This window comes from Mycobacterium sp. Soil_C_30 (assembly GCF_057656995.1).
In genome coordinates this window covers 353,896-365,805 of the sequence record NZ_JBDGJH010000003.1, presented here as the reverse complement: position 1 = coordinate 365,805, position 11,910 = coordinate 353,896, and the positions used below count along the sequence as shown (strand labels likewise).

At 67.2% G+C, this 11,910-nt stretch carries 14 protein-coding genes; 8 read left to right on the top strand and 6 right to left on the bottom strand.

Features of this window, described 5'->3' with window-relative positions; translation table 11 throughout:
• Positions 1 to 20 precede the first annotated feature (20 nt).
• Positions 21 to 833 carry a PHP domain-containing protein gene (locus tag AC3A6P_RS07465; protein WP_487690280.1) on the bottom strand — a complete coding sequence of 271 codons (813 nt, stop codon included), beginning with the start codon at positions 831 to 833 and terminating at the stop codon, positions 21 to 23.
• Between the two features lie 19 nt (positions 834 to 852).
• Between AC3A6P_RS07465 and AC3A6P_RS07460 the strand changes: the two genes are divergently transcribed.
• Complete coding sequence (locus AC3A6P_RS07460) at positions 853 to 1,812, top strand: enolase C-terminal domain-like protein (protein WP_487690278.1); 960 nt, start codon at positions 853 to 855, stop codon at positions 1,810 to 1,812.
• A gap of 73 nt (positions 1,813 to 1,885) precedes the next feature.
• A complete protein-coding gene (locus AC3A6P_RS07455) occupies positions 1,886 to 2,584 on the top strand; it encodes a GAF and ANTAR domain-containing protein (protein WP_487690275.1) in 699 nt (232 codons plus the stop codon).
• 20 nt (positions 2,585 to 2,604) lie between these two features.
• On the opposite strand, the gene AC3A6P_RS07450 is transcribed toward AC3A6P_RS07455, so the two are convergent.
• Entirely contained in the window at positions 2,605 to 3,150 is a 546-nt protein-coding gene (locus AC3A6P_RS07450; RefSeq protein ID WP_487690272.1) for a DUF302 domain-containing protein, read from the bottom strand.
• Between the two features lie 119 nt (positions 3,151 to 3,269).
• On the opposite strand from AC3A6P_RS07450, the gene AC3A6P_RS07445 reads away from it, so the two are divergent.
• The gene (locus AC3A6P_RS07445; RefSeq protein ID WP_487690270.1) at positions 3,270 to 4,202 is read left to right on the top strand and encodes a phosphotransferase; all 933 of its coding nucleotides are present in this window, start codon (positions 3,270 to 3,272) and stop codon (positions 4,200 to 4,202) included.
• Here AC3A6P_RS07445 and AC3A6P_RS07440 read toward each other — a convergent pair.
• Positions 4,197 to 4,991 (bottom strand): serine hydrolase, encoded by a 795-nt coding sequence (locus AC3A6P_RS07440; RefSeq protein ID WP_487690268.1) that lies wholly within the window; start codon positions 4,989 to 4,991, stop codon positions 4,197 to 4,199. The two genes, AC3A6P_RS07445 and AC3A6P_RS07440, sit on opposite strands and share 6 nt — an antisense overlap.
• 45 nt (positions 4,992 to 5,036) lie before the next feature.
• Positions 5,037 to 5,732: a fumarylacetoacetate hydrolase family protein gene (locus AC3A6P_RS07435; protein ID WP_487690265.1), complete on the bottom strand. Its 696-nt coding sequence runs from the start codon at positions 5,730 to 5,732 to the stop codon at positions 5,037 to 5,039.
• A gap of 174 nt (positions 5,733 to 5,906) precedes the next feature.
• Here AC3A6P_RS07435 and AC3A6P_RS07430 point away from each other — a divergent pair, with 174 nt between their 5' ends.
• The 5 genes from AC3A6P_RS07430 to AC3A6P_RS07410 are packed head-to-tail and all read left to right on the top strand — an operon-like array spanning position 5,907 to position 10,430.
• Positions 5,907 to 6,857 carry a TauD/TfdA dioxygenase family protein gene (locus AC3A6P_RS07430; RefSeq protein WP_487690261.1) on the top strand — a complete coding sequence of 317 codons (951 nt, stop codon included), beginning with the start codon at positions 5,907 to 5,909 and terminating at the stop codon, positions 6,855 to 6,857.
• A 1-nt stretch (position 6,858) separates the two neighbouring features.
• Entirely contained in the window at positions 6,859 to 7,704 is an 846-nt protein-coding gene (locus AC3A6P_RS07425) for an ABC transporter permease (RefSeq protein ID WP_487690258.1), read from the top strand.
• On the top strand, positions 7,691 to 8,422 hold the full coding sequence (locus AC3A6P_RS07420; protein ID WP_487690255.1) for an ABC transporter ATP-binding protein: 732 nt from the start codon (positions 7,691 to 7,693) through the stop codon (positions 8,420 to 8,422). The genes AC3A6P_RS07425 and AC3A6P_RS07420 overlap by 14 nt, the downstream gene beginning before the upstream one ends.
• A 10-nt stretch (positions 8,423 to 8,432) precedes the next feature.
• A complete protein-coding gene (locus AC3A6P_RS07415; RefSeq protein WP_487690252.1) occupies positions 8,433 to 9,488 on the top strand; it encodes a PhnD/SsuA/transferrin family substrate-binding protein in 1,056 nt (351 codons plus the stop codon).
• Between the two features lie 15 nt (positions 9,489 to 9,503).
• Positions 9,504 to 10,430 carry a TauD/TfdA dioxygenase family protein gene (locus tag AC3A6P_RS07410; protein ID WP_487690248.1) on the top strand — a complete coding sequence of 309 codons (927 nt, stop codon included), beginning with the start codon at positions 9,504 to 9,506 and terminating at the stop codon, positions 10,428 to 10,430.
• Positions 10,431 to 10,472: 42 nt separating this feature from the next.
• Here AC3A6P_RS07410 and AC3A6P_RS07405 read toward each other — a convergent pair whose 3' ends face one another.
• Together AC3A6P_RS07405 and AC3A6P_RS07400 are read right to left on the bottom strand one after the other, a co-directional pair.
• Positions 10,473 to 11,426, bottom strand: coding sequence for a TIGR03557 family F420-dependent LLM class oxidoreductase (locus AC3A6P_RS07405; RefSeq protein ID WP_487690245.1), 954 nt, complete (start codon positions 11,424 to 11,426; stop codon positions 10,473 to 10,475).
• Positions 11,427 to 11,464: 38 nt separating this feature from the next.
• Complete coding sequence (locus AC3A6P_RS07400; protein WP_487690243.1) at positions 11,465 to 11,899, bottom strand: DUF5313 domain-containing protein; 435 nt, start codon at positions 11,897 to 11,899, stop codon at positions 11,465 to 11,467.
• Positions 11,900 to 11,910 lie beyond the last annotated feature (11 nt).

The window sequence follows — 11,910 nt, the reverse complement described above, 5'->3', positions numbered from 1 at the left end:
TACCGACGGTCAGCGGCCGCTCACCGGCGCCAGAAGTCGTATTCGTCACGCCCGGGCCGAAAGCCGGCGGCGGACACGATGTCCACGGCGACGTCGAAGTGCTGGCCCACCCGCAATGGCACGTGCGCGTCGCTGCCGAACGAGACGGCCCCGCCGCCCTCCTGGTACCACCACCGCATCAATGTCGCCGACGCGAGCGGGCTGGCGGTGTTGAGCTCCAGCGCCCGGCCCGAGGATGCCAATGCGCGGAACACCGCGCGGTACTCCTCCTCGTAGTCGGCTTCGACGTACTGCCCCTCAGCGCGAGGCCAGTAGCGGCGCGGATAGTCGCAGTGCGCGAGGACCTGGAAGACCCCGGAGCCCTCGACGAGATTCACCAGTTCGGCGAAGTAGTCACGCACCACCTCGGCGGCCGGGCGCAACCCGAAAACACGGTCGGTGTAGACCAACCGACCGTCATGCACGATCGAGTGCAACGAGCCGAGCACCCGGTCGAACTGCGCCTGGCGCAGCACAGTCGCGACACTGCCGGCGAAGTGGTGCGGCTCGCCGGCCTCGATCCCGGTCAGGATGCGCAGTTCGGGGAACAGGTCGCAGCACTCCTGCACGCTGGCCAGGTATCCGTCCAGATCGATGGGCGAAACCCTTTCCCGCCAGACGATTTCACCGTGCGGATGATCGTCGGCGCCCCATTCGGTGAAGTCGATGTGTTCGGTGAAGGCGACGGCGGGCAGACCTACTTCGACAGCACGCCGGCAGGTCTGCTTCATCGACGCGTGGATTCCGGTATCCCACGAGAATTCCGAGTGCACGTGATTGTCAGGAGGAAGCATCAGTGCGATCGTGCCATGCGTGAAGACACTGATCGACTTCGACAATGCCGTCGTGGTGGCACTGCCGGTACTGCCGGGCTTCGGCGAGTCGGGCCCACGCGTGTGCATGCTCATCGAAGGGCCGCAGGGGTGGGGTGAATTCAGCCCGCCCCATGACGCCGATGACCGGCACGCCGCTCGGTGGCTCACCGCGGCGGTCGAGCCAGGCACCGTGGGTTGGCCGGATCCCGTCCGCGGCCGGGTTCCCGTCGCGGTCGCGGTGCCCGCGGTCGATCCGGATGTGGCGCGCGATCTGGTGGTGTCATCGGGATGCCGCACCGCCGAAGTGACCGTCTGGGCGGGCAGCTTCGACGCTGACTGCTCGCGCGTGGAGGCGGTGCGCGATGCGCTGGGACCCGAGGGCCGGATTCGTTGCGTGGTGCGGGGCGACTGGGACGTCGAGGCCGCGGCGTCCGGGATAGCCGCCCTCCTCGGTGTCGCTGGCGCGCTCGAATATGTCGAACTCCCGGTGGACCGGGTGGATGAACTCGCCCAGGTCAGGCGCCGGGTCGATGTCCCGATCGCCGTCGACGTCGCCGGCGTCGAATCGTGGTCGACGCTGGGCGGTCACGCCGATATCGCCGTGTTGAGCTGCGCCGCCCTCGGAGGCGTGCGGCGTTCTCTGCGCGCCGCCGAGGCAACCGGCCTGCCGGGCGTGGTGCGGGCCGGGCACCAGTCGAGTGTCGGTTCGGCCGGTGCGGCGGCGCTGGCCGGAGCCCTGCCCGAGCTGCCACTGGACTGTGCGATCGCCCGTCCGAGCTGGGTGACCGCCGATGTGACCACCGAAACGCGCGCGCTGGTGCCGGTGGATGGCTTCGTACCCGTCGCTCCCATGCCACCGCGACCGGAACCCGAACTGCTGGCCCGGTGGGCGCTCACCGACGGCAACACCATCCGGTGGTGGCAAGCTCGCCTCGCCCGGGCGCGCTCGTTCTTGTGAGCTCGGTACAACACCGTCGGGGCCCACGGACTGCGCACTAAAGTCGACACAGACCGCAATCGAACGGACCGCCATGGACGAATACGACCCTGCAGCACTGCACCTACGTATCGCCGACCTGGCCCGCGAGTTGCACAACTGGTCCGGCGATGAAGGCAAAGTCGTCACAGATGAGCTCGTCGCGCAGGCCGTGAAAACCGTGCCTGGTGCCCAGTACGCCGGTCTGACCGTCGTCAGCCGCAAGCGGGAAGTGACGACGCAGGCTTCCACCGACCGTTATGCGCGCATTCTCGACGAGGTCCAGCAGCGGTTCCTCGAGGGTCCATGCCTGGTCGCCGCCTGGGAACACCACACCGTGCACGTCACCGACCTCGCCGAGGACCACCGGTGGCCCAGCTACCGACAAGCCGCGCTCGACCTGACACCGATCCGGTCGATCCTGGCCTTCGAACTGTTCACCAGCCGGCAACGGCTCGGTGCGCTGAACGTCTACGCCGACGCTCCGCGGGCCTTCGACAGCGACAGCGTGGACGTGGGTGTGGTGTTCGCGACGCACGCCGCGCTGGCCTGGGACAGCGCGCGCCGGGAGGAGAACTTCCGCAGTGCACTGATGAGCCGCGATGTGATCGGCCAGGCCAAAGGCATTCTGATGGAACGGTTCCGTATCGACGCGGTGAGCGCTTTCGAGCTGCTCAAGAAGCTCTCGCAGGAGTCGAACACCGCCCTCGCCGAAGTGGCGCAACGGGTCACGGAGACGTCGGCGCCGGATTGATCGTGGCCTGGGCGGCAGCTTCAGGACGCTCTCCGTTCCCGCACGGCACCGGCTGCGCTGCGCAGGGCGATGGGAACCTCGCCCCCGAGCAGCTCGAGAAGCCGCGCCAACAGCTCGTCGAGGTGGAGCCCGACAGTGGTGATCTCGTCCACCCCGAAACTCGCGAACAGCAGGCTGGGTTGGTCCACCACCAAGCGGGTCTCGCCGGCCCGATCGAGGTGGATCACCGTCCGCAACGGAGCGTGCAACATCACCGCCGGATCGTGCCGGAACATCCGTTCGGCGATGACGTGATTGCCCATCAGGTACTCGGTGGCTTGGCCTGTCGACGGTGAATCAGCCAGCGCCGCACCGATATCGCCGCGGTAGTACCGCATGAATCCGTGTGGTGCACTGTCTTCCGCGGCCATCACCGCCTCGTTCCAGGTGTGCGCGGCGGCGAAAGCGGCGTAGTCCACGATCGGTACCAGACGCTCGTAACGGCTCCGCACCTCGTCGTAGGAGCCGGGGACGACCACGGACAACCGGCGGGACAGGTGCTCCACGGTGGATACGTGAGATTGCATGGTCACCAGCCTCGCGTGCTGACCGGCGCGGCCACCACCGCGCTGCCCACAATTTCCAGGTAGTGCTAGCCCCCAAAACCGCGTGACAGCGCAAGGCCGCCCGTGGCAGGGTGGCGCCGGTGATCAGCGCAGACCAACAGGCCCGCCGAAGCCAGCGGGCGACTCAGGCAGCGGTCGACGCGGCCCGAGTTCTCGGGGTGCACGTCGACACCGGGGCGGTACTGCACGATGTGTTCTCGGTGGTCGTGCACCTGAGGCCTGCTCCCCTCGTGGCGCGGGTCCAGGTGGTGATACCCCTGGGCCTGACACCAGAGTCCCAATTGCGACGGCAGCAGCGCGAACTCGATGTCGTGGCGTGGCTCGATGAGCGGGACGTCCCGGTGATCGCTCCGTCCGCCTTGGTACCGCGAGCACCGGTGCGCCACAACGGCTTCGCGATGACGTTCTGGGACCTCGCCGACCTTGCCGACGACCACGCACCGTACTCCGGTGTCGATGTGGCCTACACCGCCGAACTGAACGCTGCGCTGGCGCGGTATCCCCACCCGCTGCCGTTCCTGGCCCCGTTCAACGTCGGCGTGCCCGGCATGCTCGCCGCACTGTCCCCCTCGGACCTGCTCACCGATGCCGATATCGCCCGTGCCCGAACCGAATACGAGACCCTGCGGCCGGCGCTGTGCGACGCTGCGGCGTTCAGTCGCGCCTTCCCTGGCATCGACGTACAGCCGCTGCACGGTGACGGCCCGTCGCACAACGTCATTCGCACCAGGAGCGGCATCAGATTCTCCGACTTCGAGGACGTCACCTGCGGTCCGGTCGAGTGGGATCTGGCGATGATGGGTCCCGACGCCAACGGTGCTTACGACGCAGCGGCGCGGCGGGTGGGTCTACGGACCACCGACCCGGGGATCCAGCAGGTGATGGATGCGGCCCGCACGTTGCAGTTCATCGCGTGTGCGGCGCTGATCCCCGAGCTGCCGGTGCTGGCGCAGGGGTTGGCGCCTGCAATCGAGGTATGGCGCGCCGGCCCGCCCTTGACCGGACTGTCATGAGCCCGAACCCAGCAGGATCTCGGCCAGACGGGTGGTGGTCTGCATCCCGTCCTCGAAACCACCGTCACCTTCGAGGGAGTTCATGATCGCCAGGGTGTACCGCTGGCCCGGGCCGGCGAAACCCACGCTGTTGACCACCCAGCCGCCCTGTTCCGGTGACCATCCGTTCTTGTTGCCGGGGGCCATGTCGGGCCCCGCGCCCCAGACTCCCCACTGTTGGTTGGCGTCGACGCCCTGCATCTCGGCGACGATCGCGGCAGTCTGCGCTGCCGGCAGTCTGCCGAGGGTGTAGTTCATCAACCGGTCGAGGTCGTCGGCGGTCGACTTCTGGAAACCCCAGTCCGGGTAGGTGTCACCGAAGCCCGGCTGCGGTCTCAGCCCGGTCATCCCGTAGGCCGGGAAATTGCGGTTGAACGCCATGTGGTCGGCGCCGCCGAACCGGGCCCACAATGCGTCCGCGGCATCACTGTCCGAAGAGTGCATCATGTCGGCCATCAGCTGACGGTCTTCTGCGGTGAGGCTGATCTGCCCTGCGGTGGCCCGGGTGAGCAGGTCGACCACCATGGCCAGTTTGATGGTCGATGCGGTCCAGATCATCGCCCCCGCCGCGCTGTTGCGGTGAGCCAGTCCCGTCGTCCGGTCCCGCAGCACATAGCCGACGGTGCCCGGCCGGGTTCGGAGGTACTCATCGGCCTGGGTTATCCGGGCGGCGAAATCCGCCCGGGCGGCCGGTGTCGGCGCGACGGCGAAAAGCACGCACATCAGCACCACCAGGAGCACCCGCCTCATGCGTCGACTGTCCCAGGCCGGGCGCTCACCGGCCGACAGGCGCGCTCATTCGACCGTGAAGTGCAGCTCTCCGACTCCGTCGATCCCTGCGTCCACTCGCTGGCCGCGGTCGATCCGCCCGACGCCCGACGGGGTACCCGTCATGATCAGGTCCCCGGGCTGCAGCGTGACCGAGGCGGACAGGTACGCGATGACATCGGCCACCGGCCAGATCTGGTCGGCCAGGTCACCTTCCTGTCGCAACTGATCATCGACACTGATCCAGATCCGGCCCCGGTCCGGGTGAACATCGGCCGCCGGCACCAGCTCCGACACCGGGCCGGAGGCGTCGAACCCCTTCGACAGATCCCACGGCCGGCGCGCCGCCTTGGCGGCGTCCTGCAGATCACGGCGGGTGAGGTCGACCCCGACGGCGTAACCCCAGACATGCTCGAGGGCGGTCGCCGACGGGATGTCGGCCCCGCCGGCACCTAGCGCCACCACCAGCTCGATCTCGTGATGGAGATTGGCCGTCTGCGGCGGATAGGGCGCGACGCCGGCCGGGCCACCTTGATACCCCTCGGTCACGGTGAAGACGGCATCGGCCGGCTTGGCGAAGTAGAACGGCGGCTCGCGGTCGGGGTCGGCGCCCATCTCGCGGGCGTGGTCGGCATAGTTGCGTCCGACGCAGTACACCCGCCGTACCGGGAACCGCTCGGTCGAATTCCGCACGGCGAGGGTCGGCTGGGCGATGGTGAACATAGGGCTACCTGCGACTTTCGCTCGACTTCAGATTGAATCCAATTGTGCCGTACCGGGTGTCAGCGCCCGCCGGCGGCCTTCTTTTCACGCCGATTCAAACCCGTAGCCATCCGGCAATTCCCCGTTAACGTCGAATACCAGGATCTTGCAACCACTTTCGAGGGGGAAGTGTCGATGACTGCTGCCACCGATGATGTTACGGCCACCGCTGTGCAGATTTCGCCGCTGTCCGGCTGGACCGGAGCCCTGATCAGCGGGGTCGATCTGGCGACACCGCTGACCGAACCCGAGAAGGCGGCGATCCGCGCCGCGCTGCACAAGTGGAAGGTGGTGTTCTTCCGGGATCAGACCCTCGATCACGCTGCACAGATCGCGTTCGGCGCTCAGTTCGGCGCGGTGACACCGGGACACCCCTACGAAGGTGACTCCGCCCCGCCCGGTTTCCCGCAGATCCACACGGTCTCACCCGCTGCCTACGATCACCGGTACGGCACCAAGTACCGCAAGCGGCAGAGTCCCAACGGTCCTGGTTGGCACGCCGACGTCACACCCCTGATCAATCCGCCGTCACATTCGATCCTGCGCGCCGAGGTGGTGCCACCGTTCGGCGGCGACACCCAGTTCACCAACGTCGCTGCCGTGTATCAGGGCCTGTCCGAGTCGGTCCGGGAGTTCATCGGCGAGCTGCGTGCCGAACACCGGTTCGGCACGCACGTCGGCGCCGACCGCAGCTCGGAGAAGATCGGCGATCTGGTGCGCTCCAATCCACTGGCTTCGGTGCACCCCGTGGTGCGGATCCATCCCGAGACCAAGGAACCGGTGGTCTACGTCAACCCGTCGTTCACCCGGGAGATCGTGGATCTGTCACCGCGCGAGAGCCGGCACATCCTGGATCTGCTGTTCGAGGAGATCGCCCGCCCCGAGTACTCGGTGCGGTTCAAGTGGGAGCCGGGCAGCGTCGCGTTCTGGGACAACCGGGCGGCGCTGCACCTGGCCCCACGCGATTTCGAGCACGTCGACGGCGACCGGGTACTGCACCGCATCACGCTGGTCGGCGACATCCCCGTTGGCCCCGACGGCCGTCAGTCGGAATCGATCTCAGGCGAGTTCTTCGGAGCAGCCTGACATGGCCACGGTGCTCCCCCGCGCGCGCAGCGCAGCGGTGCTGGTGGACCCGCGTGCGCTGATCAGCAAGCGGCAGCGGCGCCAGCTGGTGCCACGCTGGCTGCAACGCCTGTTCGGCCCGGTCCTGCTTGTCGCACTGTGGCAAATTCTTTCCACCACAGGTGTTTTCGATGAGCGGACCGTCCCGCCACCCACCCGGGTGCTGGCCGCGGCAGTGGACCTGATCGCGGCGGGTTCGCTGCAGGAGCACCTGGTCACGAGTCTGCTGAGGGTCGGCTACGGCGCGGTGTTCGGCATCGTCCTGGGTCTGGTCCTGGCACTGATCGCGGGGCTTTCCCGGATCGGCGAGAACTTCGTGGACGCCAACATGGAGGTTCTGCGCGCGGTACCGAACTTCGCGCTCGTTCCGTTGCTCATCGTCTGGTTCGGCATCAGCGAGGTCCCCAAGATCACGCTGATAACCCTCGCGGTGGCGGTCGCCATCTACATCAACACCTTCAGTGCGATCCGCAGCGTCGACGCCGGCCTGGTCGAGGCCGCCCGCTCGTTCGGCGCCGGGCGGGCCGAGCTGATCTACCGGGTCATCATCCCCGGTTCACTGCCCGGGTTCCTGGTGGGCCTGCGGCTGGCCCTGACCGCCTCCTGGCTGTCGCTGATTTTCGCCGAGACCATCAACGCCAAGAAGGGTCTGGGCCGCATGATGACCGACGCCCGCGAGTACTTCCAGATCGACGTGGTGTTCGTCCTCATCGCGGTGTACGCGATCCTCGGGCTCATCTCGATCCTCATCGTGCGCTTCCTGGAGGCGCGCCTGCTCACCTGGAGACGTGCGTATGACGGCGACTGAAACGCTCACCGAGACCGTCGTCATCGCCCGCGATGTCCGGAAGTCGTTCGGCGAGAACGTTGTTCTGGACGGACTCGACCTCGAGATCCGGTCAGGAGAGTTCGTTGCGCTGCTGGGCCGCAGCGGGTCGGGCAAGAGCACCTTCCTGCGGGCCCTCGGCGCGCTGGACGCCGAGTTCACCGGTGACGTCCGGGTTCCGGAACGCCGGGCCATCGTGTTCCAGGATCCGCGGCTGTTGCCATGGCAGCGGGTGCTGACGAACGTGACCATCGGCCTACCCGCCTCGGCGGCGGTACGGGCCAAGGCCCGCGCGGCACTCGACGAGGTGAACCTCGCCGACAAGGCCAAGGTCTGGCCGCGCACCCTCTCCGGCGGTGAAGCGCAGCGAGTCGCACTGGCGCGGGCCCTGGTTCGCGAACCACAGCTGCTGCTGCTCGACGAGCCGTTCGGCGCCCTGGATGCGCTCACCCGCATCAAGATGCACGGCCTGCTGGTCGACCTGTGCCGCAGGCACACCCCCGCGGTCCTGCTCGTCACCCACGACGTCGACGAAGCCATCTTGCTGGCCGACCGCGTCATCGTGCTGACCGATGGCGTCATCTCCCTGGATGTCGACGTCACGGTGCCCAAACCCCGGGCCCGCGACTCACACGAGTTCGCCACCCTGCGCCGGCAACTGCTCGCCGAACTCGGCGTCACCGGCGAAATCCAACTCTGAGGACGACCCCATGTCATATCTGAAAGTGTCTGCCCTGCTTGCTGTCTCGCTGCTCTCTGCAGCATGTGGACTGTCCGATGACGGCACGGAAGAGGCCATCGATTCCGTACAGATCGCCACCAACACCGACGTTCCCGCAGGCACCGCGATCGTGGTCGCCGAGCAGAACGCCACCCAGTCACTGCCGTGGAATCTCGCCGACGCCGGCAAGGACGCCCCCTACAGCGTCGAGTTCGCCGATTTCAGCGGCGGTGCGGCGGTGATCGAAGCGTTGCGTTCCGGCGCCGCGGACATCGGCTCGATCGGCGAAGCGCCGGTGCCGATCGCAGTGGACAGCGGTGTCACCGATCTGGTCACCATCGGCCTACAAGCCAATCCGGGCACGAGTGGTGGTTACTACCTGGTGGCCAAGCCCGACAGCGGGATCGACTCCATCGAAGACCTGCGCGGCAAACGGGTGGCCTACCCGCCGGGTTCCGGCCGCCACATGGTGACCGCGGCCCTGTTGAAGAAGCACGGGCTGGACCTGCGCACCGATGTGCAACCGGTGGAACTGGCCGGCGCAGAGGTGGTTCCGACCTTCGCGGCCGGTGCGGTCGAGGCGGCGATCGTCCTGGGCAACCAGTACTACCAGCTGGGTGAACCGCCGATCCTGGGCGACGGCACCGGAATCAACACCGGTATCCAGAGCCTGATCGTCCGCAAAGACGTTCTCGATGACCCCGCCAAGGCCGCGGCGATCGGTGACTACGTGGGACGCGCTGTGGCAGCCAACAATTGGAAGGACACCCACGCCGACGAGTGGATCAACGCCTATTACGTCGAGCAGCAGGGCATCACCTACGACCAGGGCAAGAAGCTCTACGAGGAGGACGGGGTGGCCTCCTACTACCCGATCGACGACGAGTCCACCGCCCTGTTCCAGACGGTCGCCGACGGGTTGCACGAGACCGGCACCACCAAGACGTTGGTGGACGTGACCCCGTACGTCGACGGCCGCTACAACGACATCGTCACCGCCCAGAACGAGCTCGACGGTGTGACACCCAAGCCGATCAACCAGTGACAAGGAGACCAGCCAGTGACCCAGGTAGCCAACACCGCGCAAGCCGTTGACGTCCGACCCCAATCAGGGTGGACCGGAGCCGAGATCCGGGGCGTCGACCTGACCCGGCCGCTGGATTCCGCGCAGATCGCGGACATCCGCGCCGCGCTGCTGAAATGGAAAGTGGTGTTCTTCCGCGATCAGTTCATCGACCACGACGATCACCTGCGTTTCGCATCGGCCTTCGGCGCACCGACACCGGCCCATCCACTGTTCGACTCGATCGCCGACGCGAACTACCCGACCATCTACCCGATCTTCCGGGACCGCTTCAAATCCCGCTACGGCGCCACCCGGGGATTCGACAAGCCGAACTGGCATGCCGATGTCACCGCGGCGGTCAACCCGCCGGCGGCCTCCATCTTGCGGGCGGAGGTGATCCCGCCCTACGGCGGTGACACCCAATGGTCGAACACCGTCGCGGCCTATGCCGGCCTGTCCGCACCGGTGCAGAGGCTGGCCGAGACACTTCGTGCGGTACACCGCTTTTCACCCCCGGACGGAACCACCGCCACCGAGGACTATCAGCGCCGGGTCAATCAGCGGCCACTGCTCACCGAGCATCCTGTGGTGCGGGTGCACCCCGAGACCGGTGAGAAAGCCCTGTACGTGAACCCCGGTTTCACCACCCACATCGTCGGCGTCTCACCACACGAGAGTCGGCGGCTGCTGGGCCTGTTCTACGACGAGCTCGCCCGGCCCGAGTACACCGTCCGGTTCAAGTGGGAGCCCGGCAGTATCGCGTTTTGGGACAACCGCTCCACCGTGCACCTGGCGCCCAGTGATCTGACCAGCGACCATGACCGCCGGCTCTACCGCATCACTCTGGTGGGCGACATTCCGGTGGGCCCGGACGGCGAACCGTCGGTGGCCCTGGACGGGGAACCGTTCGAAGCGATCTGAGGGCTCACGCCCGGTGTCGGACGCAACACCGGGTCCCGGCCGTCAACGCAGCTGCGGCAGCACGTCGCGCTGCCAGGCGGTGAAGAACCCCTTGATGTCGGGCCCCACCTGCTGCACGTACACCTCGTCGGCGCCGGCGTCGACGAACTCCCTGACCTGCGCGGCGTGCTTGTCCGGATCACTGCCACAGGTCACCGACTCGGCCACCTTGTCCGGCGGCACCAGTGTCATCGCATCGGCGAAATCCTTGGGGGACGGCAACGTCTGGGCCAGCCGGCCGGGCAGTTGTTCGTTGGCCCACAACCGATGGGCGACCTCGAGCGCCTTGTCGGCGTCGGCGTCCCAGCTGACCTTCGTCCCGGCTTGCACGGGTTTGTCGCCACCGCCACCGTCGCGGAACTGCTTGATCAGGTCGGCGTCCGGCATCGTGGTGCAGTAGCCGTCGCCCACCCGGGCCGCGAGGTCAACGGCCTTGGGCCCGAAGGCCGACACGTAGATCGGCACGGGTTCGTCGGGCACGGTGTAGATGCGCGCCTCTTCGACGTCGTAGTACTCACCGCGGTGGCTGATCTTCTTGCCCGTGTGCAGCCGCCGGATCACCTCGATGGCTTCCTCCAGCATCTCCAGGCGCACTGCCGGGGCCGGCCACTGGTCGCCGAGGACGTGCTCGTTGAGCGCCTCACCGGTGCCCACCCCCAGGACGAAGCGGCCGTTCAGTTGAACGGCGGCGGTGGCGGCGGCCTGGGCGACGATGGCCGGATGCATGCGGATCAGCGGGCAGGTGACCGCGGTGGACACCGGCAGCGACGTCACCTGCGAGAGTGCACCGATGACACCCCAGACGAACGCGCTCTGCCCCTGCTCGTCGTTCCACGGGTGAAAGTGATCCGAGATCCACAGCGCGTCGAACCCAGCATCCTCGGCGCGCTTGGCCTGGTCGATCAATTGTGACGGGGTGTACTGCTCACACGACAGGAAGTAACCGATCTTCGCCATGCGTGCCTATTACCCGCATGGCCGGGGCCCACACGTCGCTAGAACGGGCTGCTGTTCGACTGCCGCTTGGCGTCCTCGGGCCGCGGGCCGAACCGGCGGATGTAGTCGTCGTGGATGTGGGCGTCGCGTTTGCGTTTGATCACGTCGACGAGGTTGGGGTCCAGGCCGTGCTGCGCCAGCCGGTGCCGACGCCACACCTTGTTCAAGGCCAGCGCCATCAGCAACGCCCAGATGTAGATCGGCGCCGTCATCTCCAGACGCACGTAGAAGGACGCGGGGATGAGCCAGATCGGTCCGAGCACCAACAGTGGCGGGATGGCGAACCGGATCATGTGACGCCTGACGGCGCCCTGGCCGGCGAGATCCTCGGCCACCCATCGCTTCATGGAATCCGGCAACCGCTTGCCGTAGGAGAAGGCGATGTACTGCCAGACATTCGGTTTGTCGGCGGTCTTCGGTTTGTCGGCGGACATGGTGCTCCTGT

Excerpts from the sequence above, each read along its gene's own strand:
- AC3A6P_RS07465 (WP_487690280.1), bottom strand. The coding sequence starts at position 833 with ATGCTTCCTCCTGACAATCACGTGCACTCGGAATTCTCGTGGGATACC.
- AC3A6P_RS07455 (WP_487690275.1), top strand. The coding sequence starts at position 1,886 with ATGGACGAATACGACCCTGCAGCACTGCACCTACGTATCGCCGACCTG.
- AC3A6P_RS07450 (WP_487690272.1), bottom strand. The coding sequence starts at position 3,150 with ATGCAATCTCACGTATCCACCGTGGAGCACCTGTCCCGCCGGTTGTCC.
- AC3A6P_RS07440 (WP_487690268.1), bottom strand. The coding sequence starts at position 4,991 with ATGAGGCGGGTGCTCCTGGTGGTGCTGATGTGCGTGCTTTTCGCCGTC.
- AC3A6P_RS07435 (WP_487690265.1), bottom strand. The coding sequence starts at position 5,732 with ATGTTCACCATCGCCCAGCCGACCCTCGCCGTGCGGAATTCGACCGAG.
- AC3A6P_RS07430 (WP_487690261.1), top strand. The coding sequence starts at position 5,907 with ATGACTGCTGCCACCGATGATGTTACGGCCACCGCTGTGCAGATTTCG.
- AC3A6P_RS07425 (WP_487690258.1), top strand. The coding sequence starts at position 6,859 with ATGGCCACGGTGCTCCCCCGCGCGCGCAGCGCAGCGGTGCTGGTGGAC.
- AC3A6P_RS07420 (WP_487690255.1), top strand. The coding sequence starts at position 7,691 with ATGACGGCGACTGAAACGCTCACCGAGACCGTCGTCATCGCCCGCGAT.
- AC3A6P_RS07415 (WP_487690252.1), top strand. The coding sequence starts at position 8,433 with ATGTCATATCTGAAAGTGTCTGCCCTGCTTGCTGTCTCGCTGCTCTCT.
- AC3A6P_RS07405 (WP_487690245.1), bottom strand. The coding sequence starts at position 11,426 with ATGGCGAAGATCGGTTACTTCCTGTCGTGTGAGCAGTACACCCCGTCA.
- AC3A6P_RS07400 (WP_487690243.1), bottom strand. The coding sequence starts at position 11,899 with ATGTCCGCCGACAAACCGAAGACCGCCGACAAACCGAATGTCTGGCAG.